The organism is Streptomyces sp. NPDC025721 (assembly GCF_055558595.1).
In genome coordinates, this window is the sequence record NZ_JBVHMF010000003.1 from 440,681 (window position 1) to 460,434 (window position 19,754).

Consider the following 19,754-nt stretch of genomic DNA (forward strand, 5'->3'; position numbering starts at 1 on the left):
CTGCCGACGGCATGCCCTTGTCGTCAGCCCAACGGCATAGTGCAGAAATTGGCGCCGACGCGGAAGTTGCGGTCGGCCGCCGGGTCGAAGTCCGCGGGACCGAAGGACCCGCACTCCAGGAGCGCGGCCAGGTGGTCCTCGGCGTCGTCCCGCGGGTGGTAGCCGATGGCCTCCCCTTCCGCGAGGGACCACCACCGGCGGGTGTTGCGGGAGATGCCCCACAGCATCCGGAATCCGGCGGGCTCCGCGCGCAGACACGCCTCCACCAGCCGGGCCGCGTCGTCCGGCGACAGCCAGGCGGCCAGGTCCTCAGGAGCGAGCGGGCGCGGCCGGAAGGCGCCGATCCGCAGACAGGTGACGTCGATGCCGAAGCGGCTCCGGTAGAGCGCGCCGAGCGCCTCCACCGCGGCCTTCCCCGCGCCGTAGAACGTGTCGGGGCGCGGTGCGATGTCCGCGGGCAGTTCGGCGCGCTCAGCGGCGGGGGCCCCTGCGGCAGCGCCCTCCTCCCGTACGGGTAGGGCGTCGTCCCGCGTACGGAATCCCGCCGCGTGGATGCTGGAGGCGAGCACCACCCGCGGCACGCCCTGGCGGCGCACGGCCTCCAGTACCCGCTGCGTGCCGTCGATGTTGATCTCCCGAATGCGCTCCCAGGGCGCTTCCCCGGCCAGTCCCCCGAGGTGGAGCACGGCGTCGACACCCTGGCAGGCGGCGTCGATCGCGTCCGGGTCGGTGAACGAGGCGCGTACGGTCTCCACGGCCTCGCCCGACGCCGGCGGCTCGATCTCGGCGATGTCCAGGAGCCGGAGCGTGCGTCCCGGCCGCGCCATGCGCGGGCGCAGCGCCCGGCCGACGCGGCCCGCGGCCCCGGTGATCAGGATGCGCTGCGCCGTCACCATGTCCGCTCCAACGGGTCCATATCGTGCGGGAGTTGGGCGGGCGGGCGCTGTTCGTCGTAGGGCCGCGGGGTCGCGCAGGCGGGGGCGTACGGCGGCTGGTTGTAGGCGTGGTGGCAGCGGAAGGCGACGTCGACCGGCGGATTCCAGTGCCGCCAACTGCCGGGGTCGGTGTCGACGGGGGGCGACATGGGGCCGGTACCGTTTCCGTTCTCGGCGGCCACCGCGTACTCCAGGACGGGCGCCTGCCCCGGCCTCCCGCCGCCGCGAGCACCGTCCGACCCGCGCGGATCGCCGGTCGCCGGTACGACACCGGGCACGCGGTCGACGTACGCGAAGGCCGTGCCCGCGAAGACCTCGCGGAAGCCGGCCTCGCCCTTGCGCCGCCGATACAGCCGGTACCGTCCGGCGCCCAGCACCTCGCCCCAACTGACGCTCACCGCACCGTCGTTGAGTCTGACCTTCAGGCCGTCCGGCGGCTCCGGCGCCCGGCCGGACGCGTAGACCGGGTATTCGGCGCCGGGAGGGCCCTGCCGGTCGGTGTTCCGCGCGGCGACCCTGACGTGGTACTTCACGCCGTCGGACAGTCCGCTCAGGAGTCCGGGGCTGTCGGCGGCGGCGACGGCCGGTGCCCAGGTCAGACCGCCGTCCGTGCTGAGTTCGAGCAGGTAGGAGTCGGCCGCGGCGACGGCGGTGAAGTGCACGACGGCGCCGCCGGGGACGGTCTCGGTACGGATCACCCGCGGCGGCGCCGGTTCCGGGCGGCGCGCGGTCAACTCCCATGCGTGGCGGCCCCGTGGGAGCGCCAGCCGCACGGTGTCGTGCGTCCGGCCGAGCGGGCGCAGCGGTGCGCCGTCCACGGAGAAGTCCGCCGCGGCGTCGAGCCCGGCGGGCAGGCGCAGGGTGATCCCGGTGTCCGTCTGCGCGTCGTACGTGCCGCGCAGCTCCGTGGGGTGGAGGTAGCCGAGGCTGATGCCCAGGTCACGGTCGTCGGTGGTCAGCAGGACGTCCGCCGTGCCGATGGCGCTGCCGTGAAAGAGCGTCAGTTCGCGGCGTCCGCTGTCGAAGAGCCGGATCGTGCCCGCCGTTCCCGTGAACCGCAGCCCGTCCTCGGCGAATTCGACGGCGGCCGGTTCGCAGGGCCTCGCGGACTGGTGCCGGAAGACGAGGTCGAGGCTGTGCGGGGTGCGGATCCTGGCGCCCCAGGGCGTGTCGGCGGCCGGGTCGACCACGAGGTCGTCGCGGTGGCTGACGACCGCGAGCGTGTTGCCGTTTGCCCCGTCGGCGCGGCCTTCGAGGCGTACGCCGTGCGTGACGTCGGTGGCGAAGGCGCCTCCGAGCGCGCCGGCCTCCCGCACCACGCCGCCCCGGCCCGCCGCGCCGCCTTCTCCCACCGTGCCGTCCTCGCGCACCCCGCGCACGAGGTGGATGAACGGCATCCGCTCGGGCAGGTGGGGGTAGCTGTTGGCGTCGTGCCCGGTGGCCTCGGTGAGCACTGACCAGGTCCACACCATGCGCTGGTTGGGCGCGAAGGAGTCGTAGGTGACCAGGTAGTCGGTGCCGACGAGCAGCACGCTGCGGCCGAGGTACAGGTCGCCGACCGGGCCGTCGGGATCGGGGACGATCTCCGCGTACTGCGCGCCGCCGAGGTCGTACATCGGCCGGTCGAGGGTGTGGCAGCCGATACCGCGGAAGGCGCCGTCCTTCCAGACCGCACAGGAGGTCGCGAAGGTCGCGTCGGGCACGCGGCGGTCCCCGGCGTCCTCGGGGCCGTGGCCGCTGTAGGAGGCGCCCGCCGCGTAGTAGTAGAGGTGGCCGCTCCCGTTGTCGTCGGCGATGCCCCAGCGGTAGTTGGGGCCGCGGTCCACCTGCTGGAGGAAGACGGCGACCTCGCCCGGCCGGTCGACGTCGGCGCGCAGGGTGATCCCGTATCCGGTGTATTTGGCGCTGCGCAGGCGGGGGTTGGTGCCGGGGTTGCCGTCGGTGCGCACGGTGACGCGCCAGGGGTCGGGTGCGTCGTGCGGGCTGTCCAGGCGTCGGGCGGCGGGGTCGCTGCCCCACAGCAGGTGTTCGGCGACCAGGGGCCGGTAGCGGTGCAGGGTCTCGCCGAGCAGCCGCATCTCGATGGGAGGGCGGCGCGGCCAGTAGGCGTGCGCTCCTTGCGCGGGGTGCAGCCGCCGCAGCTCGCCGGTGCCGGTGACGTCGACCGGCGCGGTCAGCGCGTTGACCAACCAGTCGCCGAGGGCGGCGAGTTCGGGGGTGGCGGCCCGGTTGCGGCCGTCGGCCTCCCGCGCCAGGTGGTTGCCCTGGCCGAGGGGCCGCAGATACGCCCACACGTACGTGGCCAGGCTCTCGGTCCACCGGCCGGGCCGTGCGCGGCGGGAGGGCAGCGCCGGGCGGGTGTGGAACACACCGGTCAGCTCGGCGAACCGCTCGAACTGGTCCAGCCACTCCCCCGCCGCCTCGTGCTCGGGGAAGAGCCAGGCCAGGCAGGCCAGCGCCGCCTTGCCGTCGGCCATGAAGTTGGGGTGCCCGCCCGCCATCCGCAGCAGCGGGCCGATCTCCTCGCCCGCCGAGACGTATCCGGTCAGCAGGAGCAGGGCGTCCACGCGTTCGCGCTCGGCGGCGTCGAGCTGTCCGGCGAACCGGTCGTAGCCGTCCAGCAGCCGGTCGTAGAGCGGGCGTTGGCCGATGTTGAGGTAGCCCGCGACGTCGTTGACCCCGTGGGCGATCAGCCGGGGTCCCTCGGGGCCGGTCAGCAGGGCGTCGGCGAATTCCCGCGCGCTGCCGAACTCGCCTTCCCCGCACAGTGGTTCCGGCCGCTTGCCGGTGTAGGTGAGCGTCCAGTCCTTGACCCGGTCGAGGCTGAGCGTGCCCTGCCAGTGCTGGAGATGGCGTACGTACGTGGACTGGTAGGCCGTCGACCGCTGCGCGCGCAGCACCTCCAGGTCGCGCTCGTGGTCGTAGAAGGCGATACCGGTGCTGCGGGTGCCGGTGCGCAGCGGCCAGGTCCAGCGCAGGACGCCGTCGTGGCGGAAGTGGACGCGGAGGGTGTCCGCCGACGCCCAGGCGGAGTACGTACGGTCGTCCCACCGGGTGTGGTCGCGGACGAACACGCCCATGGCGTCGCGCTGTTCTGCGTCCCAGAAGGCGGCGTGCGGCCGGATGTCCCACGCGAAGCTCGGGGCGTAGGGGCCGACGGTGAAGGCCATGTCGGTCTCGGGGTGCTCCCTGCCACCCGGCCCGGAGAAGGACGGGTCCTCGCCGCAGTCGCCGACGACGACGGGCTCGTCGATGCCGAGCCAGTGGTACAGCTCGGGCGAACCGGGGTCGGCGTGGTCGGCGGCGGACTGCGAGAACGGCCAGGCGGAGGAGAACCGGTGGGTGGGCGTGCAGCCCTCCCAGTACAGCTCCCAGGCCATGGCCGTCGTCGTCGCAGTAGTGGTGGTCGCCGTTTCGTCCAACGACACCATCTCCTCGTACAGTTCGAGGAAGTCGCAGTCCCGCAGCACCCGGACGGTCGCGGTGTAGCGGGCGCCGCCGGTGAAGACGTACGTGAGGACGTGGGTCGCGAACAGCGGTCCGGCCTCGGTCAGTTGCACGTCGAGGTGGTCCAGCCGCTCGGCGCCGCAGCGCAGTACGGACCTGCCGACCCAGCCGTGCCCGCGGTCGAGCTGCCGGACCGGCCCCGGTATGTCCCCGGCGGCGAACCGGCCGGCGGACGGCAGCCGGACCCGCAGGGCTCCGCCGTCGACCACGATGCCGTCGCCGTCCTCGGTGACCTCGACCGGCCCCGTGCCCCGCGCCGGCGGCAGCGTCTCGTCCGCGCGCAGGGTGAACTCATGGCGGGCGCCGGGCGCGAGGTCGGCGAAGAAGCAGACGGTGGCTGACGTCAGGAACGCGTCGTCGCCCTCCGAGTCCGTGGTCGTCTCGGCGAGTTGGAAGGGCACCGGCGCGTCGGACGCGTCGAGCAGCCGCAGTCGCCCGGCGCGTATCGAGGGCGTCGCCCACCGCACCGGGTAGTGCAGCAGGGTCCGGGGCCAGGCGAAGTCGGGGTGGTCGAGGGGGTCGCTGAGCGCGAACCTCACCTCGTCCCCGTCCGCCGGCCAGTGCGTGACGGCGGACGTCACGATCCCCCTCCCACTTCGGCGCCCCCGGCGCCCGACGAGCCGGGCGCGACACCCTGCGTGCCGAACGCCGCGCCGCCCGCGACACCTTCGACGAGGTAGCGCTGGAGCAGGATGAACAGCAGCATGATGGGCGCCGCGACGATGAAGGTGCCCGCGGCGATCAGCGGCCAGTTCTGCGAGTACTCGCCGAAGAACGAGTACAGCCCCCGGGTGACCGGCCACAGCGCGGAGTCCGACAGCATCACCAGGGGCAGGATCAGGTTGTTCCAGGCGTGCACGAAGCCGAAGATCGCGAACGTGGCCAGGGCCGGTTTCATCTGCGGAATGATGATGGTGAAGATGAACCGGATATAGCCGCAGCCGTCGAGCGCCGCCGCCTCGTCGATCTCGCGCGGGATGCCCTTGATGTAGCCGACGAAGAAGAAGAACCCGGCGCCGGACAGGCTGGTCAGGATCAGGTAGCCGGCCATGCTGTTGTACAGGCCCAGCGTCCTGGCCTCGATGAACAGCGGGATCAGGCCGCCGGGCAGGAAGCCGGAGAAGATGAAGAAGGTGTACAGCCCGTTGGAGTACTTGAAGTAGCCGCGGGAGATGGGGAAGGCCAGGAAGACGCCGAGGATCAGCGTGACGACGTCGGGGATGACCGCGTAGACAAGGCTGTTGATCATCTGCCGTCCGAAGTGCCCCTGGTTCCAGGCCGCCGAGAAGCTCTCGGTGGTCCACGGATGCGGCATCCCGGTGGGGTTCTGGAGGAATCCGGTGTACGTCTTGAACGCCTGGAGCAGGACGTAGACCAGCGGCAGGGCGAACAGACCGGCCGCGATGGCGAAGCACAGCAGGTTCAGCCCCGCCGCCTTGGTCGTCCTGGCGGACATCAGCCGCTGGAGCCGGGTGGGGGCCGCGGGGGTCCTCGGCGCTGACGACGGCGACGCGCCGGCCGCCCGGGCGGTCGTCACAGCGAGACCTCCCGCCTGCGCAGGCCGTACAGCAGGACGCCGCCGATCGCGACGGTCAGCACGAACTGGATCATCGCCAGCATCGAGCCGTAGCCGAGTTGGCTGTCACTGCCGAACGCGGACTGGAACATGTACAACCCCAGGGTCTTGGTGCCGAAGTTGCCCGCGGTGAGCACCATGATCAGCGCGTACTCGCCCAGCGTGGCCATGGCGGTGAGGAAGACGTTCACGGTGGTGGCCGGGGCCAGCAGCGGCCACGTCACATGCCGGAACACCCGGAACCGCCCCGCGCCGTCCATCGCCGCGGCCTCGTACACCGAGCGCGGGATGTTCCGCAGTCCCGCGATGTAGATGAGCATCGAGTAGCCGGAGAACATCCAGACGTTCACCATCATCACCAGCCACAGCGCCAGTGAACTCGACCCGAGGAAGGCGGAGTCGACACCGAACAGGCCGTGCACGACCTTCTCCACCGGCCCCGAGTACGGGTCGAGCATGAGGGAGAAGACCGCGCCGACCACGGTGACGGAGAAGATCTGGGGCATGAAGATCAGCGCGCGGTAGAAGGTCAGGGAGCGGCCCGGCCGGTTGAGCAGCAGGGCCAGTCCCAGCCCGATCGCGTTCTGGAGCACGGTCACGCCGATGACATAGATCAGCGTGACCCGTACGGCGCTCCACAGTTGGGTGGACAGCGACGTGAACGCCGCGTCGTAGTTGCACAGTCCGCAGAAGTTGAGCGGCGTGCCCGGGAGCCCGGAGTACCTGGTGAAGGAGTATCCGATGGTGGCCAGGGACGGGTAGAGCCCGAACAGCAGCCAGCCCGCTCCCGGAATCGCGATGCTGGCCCAGGGAATGAACCGCCGCGTCCGTTGGGTTCCGAAGGGACAGCGTGCCACGCCGCGCCTCCTTTCTCATGGTGCCTGGGAGGCGGTGGTCAGTTGCCGACCGACTTGCGGTACGCGCTCGCCGAGCGGCTGAGGATCGTGTCGGCGCTGTCGCCGCCGATCGGCGTCATCTTGGAGAAGTCGGGACCGCCCGCGTCCACGGGCGCGCCCGCGGGCACCCACGGGTTGCTGAGCTGCTGGAAGGCGTCGTCCATGTGGGCGTTCTGCCAGTCCATCCACGGCAGTCCGGTGTTCTTCAGCGCGGGCTGGGTGGAGATGGAGCCGGTCTTGGTCAGCCACTCCTTGTAGTTCTCCGGGTCGGAGAACATCGTCAGCCACTCCATGGCCAGGTCCTTGTGCTTGGCGGTCGTCGGGACCATCCAGGTCAGGTCGGGCTTGAGCATGAGGCGGTTGGCCGCCGGGGTGTCGGTGCCGGGCATGGTGAAGAACCCGAGGTTGAGCGTGGGGTTGGCCTTCTGGATGAGCGCGCCGTCCCACGAACCGTCCAGCAGGAACGGGTAGTCGTCGGACTTCGCGGCCCAGACGCCGGGCGCGGTGAGCTGGGCGACACCGGCCGCGTTGGGCTCGATGTACTTCATGACCTTCTCGTAGCGGCCTGCCGCGTCCTTGTAGACCTGGTCGGTCCAGGACTGCGTGCCTTTCCAGAACGCGTCGGCCCGCTCGCTCGACACCTTGACGGAGTCCGAGGCCGGGCGGCCCTGCATGAGGGTCTGGTTCACCGAGCCCTGCCACACCCCGCCCTGCATGTTGTCCTTCGCGGCCACGAAGATCGGGGTCTTGCCCGCCTTCTTCAGCGTCTCGCAGTCGTCGAGGAACTCCTGGAAGGTGGTGGGCACGCCCATGTGGTACTTGTCGAGAAGGTCCTTCTTGTACCAGATCGACCCGGCGGCGGCGTACTGCGCGGCCATGACGCCGTAGACCTTCCCGTTCCGCCCGACCGCGGCGGCCTGGGCCGTCGCGTCGTAGTTCTTCATGAACGGCTGCGCCGACAGGTCGGTCATCTGCCCGGCGTCGATCAGCGCGGCGGCGCCCGCGGGCTTGAGGCTGGTGTAGCTGGGCGCGAAGCCCGCCTGGGTGGGCGCGGAAAGGGCCAGTACGTCAACGGACTTGGACTGGAGCAGGCTGTTCCAGAGCTGCTGCCAGGCGCCGTTGTTGTTCGGCGCCTGCTGGAGCTTGACCTTCACGCCCGGATGGGCCTTCTCGAACTTGGCGTTGAGGTCCTGCGTGAACTCGATCGCGCCCGGGTTGGTCCACTCGGCGACGGTCAGGGTGGTCGTGGCGCCGCCGCCGCCGGACGAGGAGGAGCCGCAGCCGGTGAGCGCGGCCGACACGCAGGCGGTCGCCGCCAGCAGCGTGACGAAGGTACGGGGTCGCATGAGGGTGGGGCTCCTTCGTTTCGAGTTCGGTTCGAGTGCGGTGCGGGGTCGGTTCGGGGTCGGTTCGGGGTCGCTTCGAGTGCGGTGCGGGGTCGGTGCCGGGCGGGCGCGCGTCAGGGGCGCTGGAGCGCGCCGTCGGCCCGCCGCGGCGGCTTCCACGCCTGGCCGGGCTCCGCCGCGCCCTTGGGCGGGTACTTCAGCGCCAGCCGCTCGTCGAGGTCGACGCCGAGACCGGGCGCGTCGCTCGGCCACAGGTGGCCGTCGCGGATCTCGGGGCAGCCGGGGAAGACCTCCCGCGCGGCCGGGCCGAACAGATGCTGTTCCTGGATGCCGAAGTTGGGGGCGGCCAGGTCGAGGGCGAGGTTGGCGGCGTGCCCGACCGGCGAGACGTCGCCGGGACCGTGCCAGGCGGTGCGCACGCCGAACATCTCGCAGGCGGCGGCGAGCCGCCACGCCGGGGTGATGCCGCCGATCGCCGACACGTGGACCCGGATGAAGTCGCACAGCCGCTCCATGACGACCGGGCGGTACTCGGCCGGGTTGGTGAACAGCTCGCCGATCGCGATCGGGGTCACCGAGCGTCCGCGCAGGACGCGCAGCCACTCGATGTCCTCGGGCGCGACCGGGTCCTCCAGATAGAACAGGTCGTACGGTTCCAGGTCCGCCGCGATCCGTACGGCGTCGGTGGGGTGCACCCGCTCGTGCACGTCGTGGATCAGCTCGACCTCGGAGCCCGCGTGCTCCCGCAGGTGCTCGAAGAGGCCGCGCACCGTGCGCCGATAGGCCGCCGGGTCCCAGGCGTTGGGGGTCAGCGCCTTGGCGGCGCCGGCCGTGGCCGCGGCGGCCGGCGCCCCGTAGGTGCCCGCGCCGGGCACGGCGACCTGGCAGCGGACGTGCCCGTACCCCTCGGCCATCAGGGCCAGCACCTCGTCGGTGACCTCCGCCGCGTCACGTCCCGCGGCGTGCGCGTACACCGGGACCGCGGTGCGGCAGCGCCCGCCGAGGAGCTGCCACACCGGAAGTCCCGCCTGCTTGCCCTTGATGTCCCACAGGGCCATGTCCACGCCGGACAGCGCGTTGTTGAGCACGGGCCCCGACCGCCAGTAGCCGCTGACGTGCAGGGTCGACGCGATGTCCGTGATGTCCGCCGGATCGCGGCCGATGAGCTGCGGCGCCAGATACTCGTCGACCGCCGTGGCGACCGCCTTCGCCCGCTGCGTGAAGGTCGCGCAGCCGAGTCCGTACAGGCCGGGCTCGCTGGTGTCGACCCGCACCACGACGAGCGTGGTGCCCGCGGGAGCGGTCAGGATCGTCCTGACCCCGGTGATACGGACGCCGGACGGCTGCGCCCACGGCGGCTCTGCGGGCACGGACTCCTTGACGGGTCCGGCGGAATCGGCGGCGTGGTCGGTCACGGGAGGGTGCTCCTGGTTCTGTGCGAAGAGGCGTTAAGGGGTGCGCGGGACGGTCAACTGCCGATGCCCCAGCGGGTGTCCACGCGACCGCCGGTGAACTGGGCGCCGGTGCCCCAGAACGGCGCGAAGTTGTAGCAGCCGGACGTGGGCGGCTCCGCGGCGGTCGTCCAGTACGTGGCGCCGTGACCGCCGGTTCCCGCGTCCGTCACCTGGAAGGCGAAGGACATCGGGGTGACGGCGCCGGGCTGCGCGCTCTTCACCGCGGCGGCCACCTCGGGGAGTTGGCTCCAGGCGAGCGCGACCTCGTACCTGGTCACCTTGTTGACGTCGTCCCGCGACACCAGCACCCGGCCCTCGGTGCCGCCGTCCGCCTTCGCGTCCATCGGGCCCAGCGGCGTCGGGAGCGTCGCGTTGGTCGGGTAGTACGTCTGGTAGTTGGTGCCGGGCGCGAGCTGCCGGTGCAGTTCGGGGACGCCTCCGGTGGCGAGCGTGACGACGTACAGGTGGGAGAGCGACCGCAGGCACTTCTCGTAGTGCGCGTCCCCGACCAGCAGATCCTCGGTCTTGTGCGCGACCGCGTCGAAGCCGAGCTGGATGCTGTCCGCCTTGAACGGGAAGAGGTACTCGTTCGCCGCGAAGGGCACGTTGGAGAGCTGGACGTCGTCCTCGATCAGCGCCCTGAAGTACAGGAAGCCGTCGTCCCAGGCGGCCTGGAGGCTGTACGTCTTGGTGTCACCGGCCGCGCCGGTGCTGGTCATCGTCACCGGGACGACGTCGTTCCACTGGCTGGAGCTTCCGCCGACGGTGATCTGACGGAACGGCAGATACGCGAGCTGCACCTTCCGCGTCCCGGTCTGGTGCACCTGGGCCGAGCCGCGCGGCACCGTGATGTCGTAGCCGATCTCGTACTGGTTCGCGGAGTTGGCCGTGAACGACGTCACGGGGAAGGTCAGCGTCTTCGACTGGCCGGGCTTGAGGCTGATCCACGGCGAGACCGACAGCGACACCTGCCAGCCGGACGGCGGGGTGATGACGACCTTCGCGTTCTGCGTCTGCGGCGAGACGTTCTCCACCAGGACGTCGATGGTGCTGCTCGCGCCCAGCGGCCTGGTGAAGGACGGGACCTCGACCTTCAGCGGGGTGTCGTAGTCGAAGGCGGCACCCGTGGTCAGCACCGACTTCAGCGCCTCAGGACTCAGATCGCTGTCGAAGTACAGGACTTCCCACGGCTTGACCTGGAGCGTGACGGACGACGAGGCTCCGTCGGCGAGCCGGCGGCCGAGGTAGTCGTAGACCCGCACGCCCTGCGCGCCGTTGAGGGTGACGGTGCCGTTGTACCCGGCGCTCTGGTCCTCCATCGTGCCGTCGTAGAGCTGGTCGGCGTAGACGGCGGCCCGGCCCTTGCCGTCGGCGCCGCGGAACAGGAAGCCCCACGTCGACTTGGCGTTCGGGTACAACTCCTCTTCCAGCGTGGCGTCTTCGAGCAGGCTCGTCATGGTCGCGTAGGCGACGACGGCGGGCTTGGGGGACTTCGTGGCGATGTCGTAGATGTTGAACTCGACGCCGGAGTAGGTCTTGTCGTAGGACAGCGAGAACCAGAAGATCCGGATCGGCGAGTCCTCCTCGGCGCCCGCGAGCATGTGCAGCAGGTACGTCGGCGCCACCGTGCGGGCCACGCCGTACCCGGCCTGTCCGGCCGGCAGATGGCTGAAGTTGGCGTCGGCGTTGCCCAGTTCGGTCTGCCACTGCCCGGCGCGGCCCTGGGTGCGCGACCAGAGGCGGTCCATCTTGACCTGCGTCTTGGTCATCGCGTACTGCGTGGCGTCGGGGTAGCCGTAGGCGTGGTTCACCGAGCCGTCGATGTAGCCGGTGTCCTTGGAGCCCCGCGCGTACACGATGTCGCGGTTGTACGTGACCGAGCCGCCGCCGATCAGATTCACGTCGGGGAACTCGGGCTTCACCCGGTCCCAGATCAGCTTGCACATGTCGCGGTAGTCTTGGGCGTCACCGGTCATCCACGCCCAGCCGTGCACCCAGGGCTCGTTCCACACCTCCCAGTTGGGGACCAGGTCCTGGAGCGGCGCGATGCAGTGGTAGACCATCTCGGCGTGCGCGACCAGGTCCTTGGGCCGGTTCTGGTAGGTCTTCACCGGCTTGCCGTCCGGGCCGGGCTGCACATTCCACGACATGTTGTAGTTGATGCCGGCGAGGGCCTCGATGCCGTGGGCGTGCCAGTCGGCGATCTCGGCCCGCGCCGCGTCGATCTGCGGCTGCTGCCAGAAGACGCCGGGGGACGGGCAGACGGTGTCCGGCTGCACGGCGTCGATGCCCCGGCACCACTTGACGCCGATGCGTTGGGCGATCTGCCGGGTGATGGCGGGAGTCGACTCCGAGCGGATGCCCAGCCCGAACGCCGAGTTCGGCCTGCGGCCCGCCACGGTCGGCCGGATTACGCCCAACCCGAGCGTCTGCCCGAGCAGTTGGGCACCGGAGGCGTTGGTGACGGTGGCCGTGACGGCGTAGTGGTCGGGATCGTACGAGCCCAGCGGGATCGTGGTGGTGGTCTGCGTACCGGCCGGGGCGGTGAACGCGGTGGTGCCGCTGTTCAGCGGCGCCCCGGCGCGGGCGGCGACCGACCAGGTGACCGAACCGCTCAGCGCCGTCGTGGGGTTGAAGACCACGAGCAGGTCGGGGGCGGCCTTCGCTGTACCGGTCACCGGGTAGAGGCCGGTCGGGTCGGAGAATCCGAAGGCGACCACGGGCAGCGCGGCGGCTGCCGCCGTGCCCTCGGGCGCCGCGGCGCGGGCGCTCGGCGCCAGACCCCAGTCCATGGCGCTCGCGGCGGCGGCGCCCGCGACGGCGGCTGCTCCGTAGCCCACGACCTTGCGCCGGGAGACCTCCGCGGGGGTGGCCGTCGCCGAGGTCGGCGTCGCCGGGGTGGTGCGGTCGGATCTGGCGTGGCTGTCTGTCACGGTCGGTCCTCTCCAGGGTTCAGCGCGGGGATTGGTCGGGTGCCACCGGCCGGATGACGCACAGGCCGGAGGGCGGGACGGCGATCGGGGTGAGTCCGGGGCCGAGCGTGCGCGGGCCCGAGGCGGCGGGTCTGCCGCAGGCGTCGAAGACGTCCAGCCGGACGCGGACGCCGGTCCCGGCGACGCCAGGAGCGTCGATGTCCAGGCCCGACCCGCCTGCCACGCCCGCCACGCCCGGCCGCTCGACGCCGGGGTCCCCGACGTCCAGGACCACGCGCGGCCCGGCGGTGGAGTTCACCAGGGCGACCTCGGTGAACTCCGCCAACTGGAGCGGGACGACGTGGTGTTCGGCGTAGCAGGCGATGACGGCGCGCCGGCCCAGGGCCGCCGTCACCGTCTGGTGGAGCTGGTCGGGACGTCCGGCGCGGATCTCGCCCCGGTCGAGGACATCGGCGTACGTCCGCCGGACGCCGAGCCAGAAGGCGGTCATCGCGCGGTGCTCCGCGCTCTGTCCGGCCAGCGCGACGGAGATCTGCGGTGCCGAGAACAGCGCGGAGTGCAGCTGTCGGGCCGCCGCCTCCGCCGGGGCGGCCGGGTCCCACATCAGCATGTCCGAGTGGACCGCCGCCGATCCGGCGAGCACGCCGGTGTCCAGCGTGCGGACCCGGTTGGCGGTGGCGTCCGCCGGGCAGTCGGCGGCCCGGAGCATGTTGCCGAAGCGCCGCATGCCGGGGCCGGTGTAGGGCTGTCGCAGCTCGATCAGCAGCTCGTCGCCGCGCAGTTCACGCAGCCGCTCGCGCAGTTCGGTGAGCAACAGCCGTATGCCCAGGCCCACATCGGCGACGTCCGCGACGGCGAGGTCGGCGGGCGCCTCCGCGGTGACGCCTCGGCAGGTGTCCTTACCGGTGCCGGTGCCGGTGCCTCCGCCGGTGTCAGGTCCGGCGGCGGTGGCGACACCGGTACCGGCGTCTGTGGAGGCACCACGGCCCGCACCGGTGTCGTCATCGCGGCCGGTCCTGACGTTCTCATCTGCGGCGCTCTCTTCGGCAGTCGGCCGGTCGGCCCCATGGACCTCGACCGCGTGAACCTCGGCCGCATGGACCTCGGCCGCGTGGACCTCGGCCGCGTGGTCCCCGCCCGCGAGTTCCTCAGCCGCGTACTCCTCCGCCGCGTACGCCATCGCGAAGTCCAGGAAGTCGATCTTGAGCCCGTCCAGGCCGTAGCGCCGGACGAGGTCGACGCAGGAGTCGACGGCGAAGCGCCGGGCGGCCGGGCGGCGCGGGTCGAGGACCCGGCAGCCGAGCCGCGTCACCTCGTGCGGCGCGACCCGCGCCAACTCCTCGTACGCCGGGGTGCGTTCGCCGACCAGCAGGGGTGCGATCCAGGCCACGTACCGCAGGTCCAGGCCCTGCACGGTCCTCACATGCGCGGCGAAGTCGGGGAATTTGGCCGGGTCCGGGGTCCACGCGCCACTGCCGGAGTAGCCGGGACCGTCCGCGTGGAGCTGCCAGCCGTCGTCCAACAGCAGCACCCCGCAGCCCATTTCGGCGGCGAGCACGGCTTCGGCCTCGACGCGCGCCGCCGTCAGCTCGCGGTGCATCGAGTACCAGGTCGAGTACGCGGGGGCGCGGGCCGCGTCGGGTACGGGCAGCGGCGCGGCGTCCGCGAGACCGCCGGTCACCTCCCGAACGGCCTCGGCCCACGGGCGGCCCGGGGCCTGGACGCGAATCCGACAGGTCTCCCCCGCCGCGAGGTCCATCGAGAGCCACACCCCGAAGCGGGCCGACTCCTCGCCGACACCGAATCTGACCCGCGTGGTGGCCGCGATCCGGTCGGACGCGAAGGCCAGCAGCGCGCGGCCCGCCGTGTCGTACAGGCAGCCCAGCGGCGCGGAGTCGACCAGGCCGACGGTGCGCCAGGGGTTGGCCCAGTCCGCCACCAGGTGCCGGTCCCAGCCCGCCCCCGGATGCCAGTAACCCGCCGCGTCGCCGAGCGGAACGTCCAGCCGCAGTACGGCCGTTGTGGCCGCGTCGGCGCGCAGTTCGAGCACGTCGGCGTCCACGGGACGCCCGGCGCCCCCGTCCGCACCGGCCACGTGACCGCCTGCGGGCTCGACGCTCAGCCGCGCGCCGTCCGTCAGCAGGCTGACCGCGGCGCCCCGCACACGCAGCGCGTCGCGTGCGGCCCACAACTGCGCCGGACTGGCGAAGTCGGCCATCACCGCTCCTTTCCGAGGTCGGGGAAACATGTCTGACCAGCTGAGACAACGTTGCCTGACGAGACAAGCGGCGTCCCCCAGGGGGTTGGAGGGGATCACGACGCCCGCGCCACGGCTCCGGCCGTGCGCGCTCACCGACAGGTGGCGCCTTCGTGCCTGGTCAGCTACGTCCCGACGGCTGTCGACAGATCAACCACGCATACCGGAAGGAGCACCGGGGCAGCAGGTCCGACCCGGCCGCCCTCCGCAGGCGGTCGTGCTGAACCCTAGCCACCTGAGACAACGTTGCCTAGAGTTTTCGCGCGAGTGACAGAGAAATCCCGCGCGGAGATCCGGAGAGCGACCGTGTCACAAGCCGTTCACCCGCACGCGCCGGACATCTTCGTCCCCGGCGGGGTCGGGGCCGGGGTCGGGGTCGGGGTCGGGGTCGGGGTCGGGGTCGGGGTCGGCGAGGGTCCCGTCGTGGACCACCGCACCGGCGAACCGGACTGGGTGGACATCCCGTTGGGCGCACAGTGGCGCGCCGCCCTCGCCGGCCGGGAAACGGCGCACGGGGCGGCCCGTATCGACATGAGTCTCGGCGCGGTCGCGGTACGGGACCGCGCCGGTTGCGTGGCGGGTGGGGACGTTCGCGGGGTGGGCGTGGGGGGCGGGGCCTGAACAGGACCGACGGCGGCCCGGTTCAGTCCCGCGCGGGACTCGGCGGGGCCCCCGCGCCGGTCACCGTCCGGCGCCCGGCCGCGCCGCGCCGTGCTCGACCAGGGTGGTGGGGATGACCACCGTCTGGGGCCGCGACTTGTCCCCCGCGATCCGCCTGAAGAGCAGTTCCGCGCCGATCCGGCCGATGGCGCGGGCGTCGTAGGACACCACGGTCAGCGGGTGGGCCATCAGCGCGGCGGTCTCGAAGTCGTCGAAGCCCACCACTTCGACGGCGCTGCCCGCGCCGCCCGCGCCGACCTCGCCGCCGAGCCGGTTCAGCGCGCCGAGCACGCCGAGCGTGAGCCGGTTGTTCAGCGCGAACAGCGCGGTCGGCGGCTGCGGCCCGGTGAGCATCCGCTCGACGGCGGCCTCGGTGTCGCGCACGGTGTGCAGGCCGTATCTGATCAGGTCGGGGCGGTACGGCAGCCCGGCCCGCTCCAGCGCGGTCTCGGCGGCCGACAGCCGCTCGACCATGGGGTGGATGCTCAGCCAGTCCGAGACCACGCCGATCCGCTCGTGGCCGCGGGCCGTCAGGTGCTCGATCGCGGACCGCGCGCCCGCCGCGTTGTCGATGAGCACGGTGTCCGCGCGCAGGTTGGTGGGCGGCCGGTCGAGGAACACCGCGGGGGTGCCCATGTCGATCTCCGCGCGCAGGTAGACGTGGTCGGCGGTGCTGCCGGCCGGTACGACCAGCAGCCCGTCGACGCGTCGCTCGCACATCTGCAACAGCAGTCGGCGTTCCCGCTCGGCGTCCTCCTCGGAACTCGCGGTGATCAGCAGGGTGTCGTTCTCCAGGGCGCACTGCGCCGCGGCGGCGGCGATGCCCGCGTAGAACGGGTTGGCCAGGTCCTCGATGAGCAGGCCGACCGTGGCCGAGGTGGACTGCGTGCGCAGGTCCCTGGCCATGTTGTTGCGGCGGAAGCCGAGCCGCACCACGGCGGCCCTGACCCGCTCGGCCATCTCCGGATCGACGGTGGACACGCCGTTGACCACACGCGAGACCGTTTTGAGACTGACGTCGGCCTCCCGGGCGACGTCGGTCATCGTCGGCCGCCGCGGGGCCGCGCTCGGGCTCGGTGTACTCACGTGCTGCTCCCCTCGGCGACGCGGCGCCGAGGGGAGGGCCAACGTTGTCTCACGCTCGGATCATACCGCCGCCGGGGTCGCCGAAATCACCCTACGCCATCGGCTGCCGCCTCCCCTTCCGTCAGACCGAACCCGAGCGTGAAGCGGCCCGGTACGGCGGCCAGATGGTGCCGGGGCTGCAACGCGTGCCCGCAGGAGGCGCTGCCGAGGCCGTGGTGTTCGAGGTCGACATTGAGGTGGATGCGGCCGTCGGGCCTGAGGTCGGCGGTGTGCCTGGCCGCCGCCAGCGCCGCGGTGGACCAGGGCCGCGCGGTCAGGTCGAACCAGGGGCTGCCGGTGATCTCCAGACCGGGCCCCGCGGAGTCGCCTTCGGGACCGGTGAGGCGGGCCCAGCGCACATGCCGCCGGTTGCCGTTCTCCTGCGGGTACACGTACGGCGTCTGCGCCTCGGCGACCGTGGTCGCGTACCGCCCGACGCGGACGGCCTCCTCGCTGTCCCGGTAGGACTCGCCGGGACCGAGGCCGAACCAGCTCAGCCGGTCGAGCGCCGCCGGGAGGGTCAGCGCGACGCCGAGCCGGGGCAGCGGTACCTCCCAGGTGCCGACGGGCCGGGTGTCGACGGTGAGCACGAGCCGGTCCCCGGGCCCGGTGGTCCAGTGGTAGTCCGCCAGCATCGCGAGGTCCAGGCCCGCCGGGGCGATCCTGGTCCTCACCGTGAGGCTCGCCTCGCCCGTCGAGATCTCCAGCACCTTGTGCCGGAGCCGGTGCAGGCCGCTGCGGTGCCAGGCGGCCAGGAGCGGCGACCGGCCGTCGTTGTCGATCGGGGCCCGCCACAGGTCGACGCGGGGGCCTTCGAGTGCCAGGTCACCGAGGCGGAGCAGCCGTCCGTCGGCCGCGTCGAACTGTCCGGCGCCGAGGCTGATCGTTCCGCGGCGGCGCGCCCGAGGGGTGGTCGTGGTGGAAGCCGCGCCCGCGGGTCCCGCCGTCAGCGTGGTCGCGCCGTTGCCGTCCGGGGCGAACTGGGACCAGGCGACGGTGTGCCCGGCTCCGGCCCACGACTCGTCCGCGCCGAGCTGCGCGCTGAGGGTCACCCAGCGCTCCCCCGGTCCCGCCGCGGCGAGCGCCTTGGCCAGGCTGTCGGGCCAGTCCGCGCGGCGGGTGTCGCCGGGGTCGGTCACCGGAACCTCCCACGCGCCCTCCCCCGCCTGCACGCCGTCGACTTCGAGCAGCCAGACCCAGCGCAGGTAGCCGGTGTCCCGCGTGTGGTGCAGATTGCGGATCTCGACTCCGCCGCCGTCGCGGCGGGCGGTGATCCTGACCGGCTCGATGACCTTCGCGTACTCCAGGAGTCCGGGAGAGGGGGTGCGGTCGGGAAAGACCAGACCGTCGGCGACGAAGTTGCCGTCGTGGACGGGCTCGCCGAAGTCGCCTCCGTAGGCGTAGAAGAGCGTGCCCTCCTCGTCGCGCTGGGCGACGCCGTGGTCGATCCACTCCCAGACGAAGCCGCCCGCCAGCCGGGGGCTGCTCTCGAACAGCTCCTGGTACTGGCGCAGTCCGCCGGGGCCGTTGCCCATCGCGTGGGCGTACTCGCACAGCAGGAGCGGCATCGCGCGCCTGCGGGCGTCGTTGGCCGGGTCGCCGGTGAGCGGTTCCTGGCGCGCGGCGACCGCCGCCACGAACGCGTAGTCGGGGTACATCACCGAGTACACGTCGGTGTAGGCGCAGTCGTCCCAGTCGCCCTCGTAGTGGATCAGCCGGTCGGGGTCGCGGTCGCGGATCCACTCGGCCATGGCCGCGAGATTCGCGCCGACGCCGGACTCGTTGCCGAGCGACCACATCACGACGCTGGGGTGGTTCTTGTCGCGCTCGACCATCCGCTCGGCCCGGTCGAGCAGCGCGGGGCGCCACTCGGGCTCGTCGGAGGGGTTGCGGCGCCAGCCGTTCTCCGAGAAGCCGTGGGTCTCCAGGTCGCACTCGTCGACCACCCACAGGCCGTGTTCGTCGCAGAGGTCGAGGAAGGCGGCGGCGGGCGGATAGTGGCTGGTCCGCACGGCGTTGATGTTGTGCCGCTTCATCAGCAGCACGTCGGCGAGCATCGTCTCGCGGGTCAGCGCGCGGCCCCTGACCGGGTCCCATTCGTGCCGGTTGACGCCGCGGAAGACGAGCGGCCTGCCGTTGGCGGTGACGACGCCGTCCTCGACCACGACCCGGCGGAAGCCGATACGCAGCGGGACGCGTTCGGTGGCCGTGACGAGTTCGCCCGCGTAGAGCCGGGGCTGTTCGTCGCTCCAGGGGGTGACGCCCGGCGCGGTGTGCGGACCGGCGGGATCGGCGTCGGTGATGCCGAGTTCGGGGACGCTCAGGCGCGCGTCGCCCGCGCCGTCGACGTCGACCCGCAGGGTGCCGGTGCCGGAGTGGTGGTCGTAGTCGGCGTGCACGAAGAAGTCGGCGATGCCGCCGGCCGGCCGGGCCAGCAGCCGTACGGGGCGGAAGACACCCGACAGCCACCACATGTCCTGGTCTTCCAAGTAGCTGGCGGACGACCACTGGTGGACCCGTACGGCCAGCACGTTGCGGCCGGTCCGCAGGGTGTCGGTGACGTCGAATTCGGTGGGCAGCCGGCTGCCCTTGCCGTCGCCGAGCGGCCGGCCGTTGAGCCAGACCGCGAAGGCGGAGTCGACGCCCTCGAAGCGGAGCACCGCGGTGCCGCCGTCGGCGAAGCCCTCCGCAACGTCGAACTCCCTGCGGTACTCGCCTGTCGGGTTCTCGTCGGGCACGCGCGGCGGGTCGACGGGGATCGGGAAGGTGACGTTGGTGTACGCGGGTGTGCCGAAGCGGCCGGGTCCGGGGACGCCGTCCATCTGCCAGGACGAGGGCACGGGGACGGTCGTCCACTCGGCGGCGTCGAACTCCGGGGCCTCGAAGCCCACGGTCACGTCGTGGAGACCGTCGCCGAGCCGGAAGCTCCAGTCGCCGTTCAGGTCGAGGGCGGGTGCGTCGGAGTCGAACGACGCGCGGGGCCGCAGCCGGCCGTTGCCGGGTGATACGTCCTCGACGTAGGCGCAGGCGTCCGGGCTTTCGCTCCGGTTCTGGGCGTGGTCCAT

11 protein-coding genes are annotated in these 19,754 nt (G+C 72.2%); 1 reads left to right on the forward strand and 10 read right to left on the reverse strand.

All coding sequences use genetic code 11. From position 1 onward, the window contains the following. Positions 1–23: 23 nt before the first annotated feature. The 8 genes from ACZ4EF_RS08105 to ACZ4EF_RS08140 form a co-directional block, all read right to left on the reverse strand. Positions 24–896, reverse strand: coding sequence for an NAD-dependent epimerase/dehydratase family protein (locus ACZ4EF_RS08105; protein ID WP_467503360.1), 873 nt, complete (start codon positions 894–896; stop codon positions 24–26). Next, positions 890–5,023, reverse strand: coding sequence for a hypothetical protein (locus ACZ4EF_RS08110; protein WP_467503362.1), 4,134 nt, complete (start codon positions 5,021–5,023; stop codon positions 890–892). The genes ACZ4EF_RS08105 and ACZ4EF_RS08110 overlap by 7 nt, the downstream gene beginning before the upstream one ends. After that, positions 5,020–5,979 carry a carbohydrate ABC transporter permease gene (locus ACZ4EF_RS08115; protein WP_391161104.1) on the reverse strand — a complete coding sequence of 320 codons (960 nt, stop codon included), beginning with the start codon at positions 5,977–5,979 and terminating at the stop codon, positions 5,020–5,022. Before ACZ4EF_RS08115 ends, ACZ4EF_RS08110 begins: the two co-directional genes overlap by 4 nt. Further along, positions 5,976–6,875 carry a carbohydrate ABC transporter permease gene (locus ACZ4EF_RS08120; RefSeq protein WP_355333125.1) on the reverse strand — a complete coding sequence of 300 codons (900 nt, stop codon included), beginning with the start codon at positions 6,873–6,875 and terminating at the stop codon, positions 5,976–5,978. The genes ACZ4EF_RS08115 and ACZ4EF_RS08120 overlap by 4 nt, the downstream gene beginning before the upstream one ends. A gap of 38 nt (positions 6,876–6,913) precedes the next feature. After that, the gene (locus ACZ4EF_RS08125; RefSeq protein WP_355333127.1) at positions 6,914–8,260 is read right to left on the reverse strand and encodes an ABC transporter substrate-binding protein; all 1,347 of its coding nucleotides are present in this window, start codon (positions 8,258–8,260) and stop codon (positions 6,914–6,916) included. 113 nt (positions 8,261–8,373) lie between these two features. Next, complete coding sequence (locus tag ACZ4EF_RS08130) at positions 8,374–9,675, reverse strand: enolase C-terminal domain-like protein (protein ID WP_401306658.1); 1,302 nt, start codon at positions 9,673–9,675, stop codon at positions 8,374–8,376. A 53-nt stretch (positions 9,676–9,728) separates the two neighbouring features. After that, positions 9,729–12,647 carry a hypothetical protein gene (locus ACZ4EF_RS08135; protein ID WP_467503364.1) on the reverse strand — a complete coding sequence of 973 codons (2,919 nt, stop codon included), beginning with the start codon at positions 12,645–12,647 and terminating at the stop codon, positions 9,729–9,731. 19 nt (positions 12,648–12,666) lie between these two features. Continuing rightward, complete coding sequence (locus ACZ4EF_RS08140) at positions 12,667–14,865, reverse strand: alpha-galactosidase (RefSeq protein WP_467503366.1); 2,199 nt, start codon at positions 14,863–14,865, stop codon at positions 12,667–12,669. Positions 14,866–15,210: 345 nt separating this feature from the next. On the opposite strand from ACZ4EF_RS08140, the gene ACZ4EF_RS08145 reads away from it, so the two are divergent. Next, positions 15,211–15,525 carry a hypothetical protein gene (locus ACZ4EF_RS08145; protein WP_467503367.1) on the forward strand — a complete coding sequence of 105 codons (315 nt, stop codon included), beginning with the start codon at positions 15,211–15,213 and terminating at the stop codon, positions 15,523–15,525. Positions 15,526–15,585: 60 nt separating this feature from the next. Here ACZ4EF_RS08145 and ACZ4EF_RS08150 read toward each other — a convergent pair whose 3' ends face one another. Continuing rightward, entirely contained in the window at positions 15,586–16,650 is a 1,065-nt protein-coding gene (locus tag ACZ4EF_RS08150) for a LacI family DNA-binding transcriptional regulator (RefSeq protein WP_467503369.1), read from the reverse strand. Positions 16,651–16,736: 86 nt separating this feature from the next. Beyond that, positions 16,737–19,754, reverse strand: coding sequence for a glycoside hydrolase family 2 TIM barrel-domain containing protein (locus ACZ4EF_RS08155; RefSeq protein ID WP_467503371.1), 3,018 nt, complete (start codon positions 19,752–19,754; stop codon positions 16,737–16,739).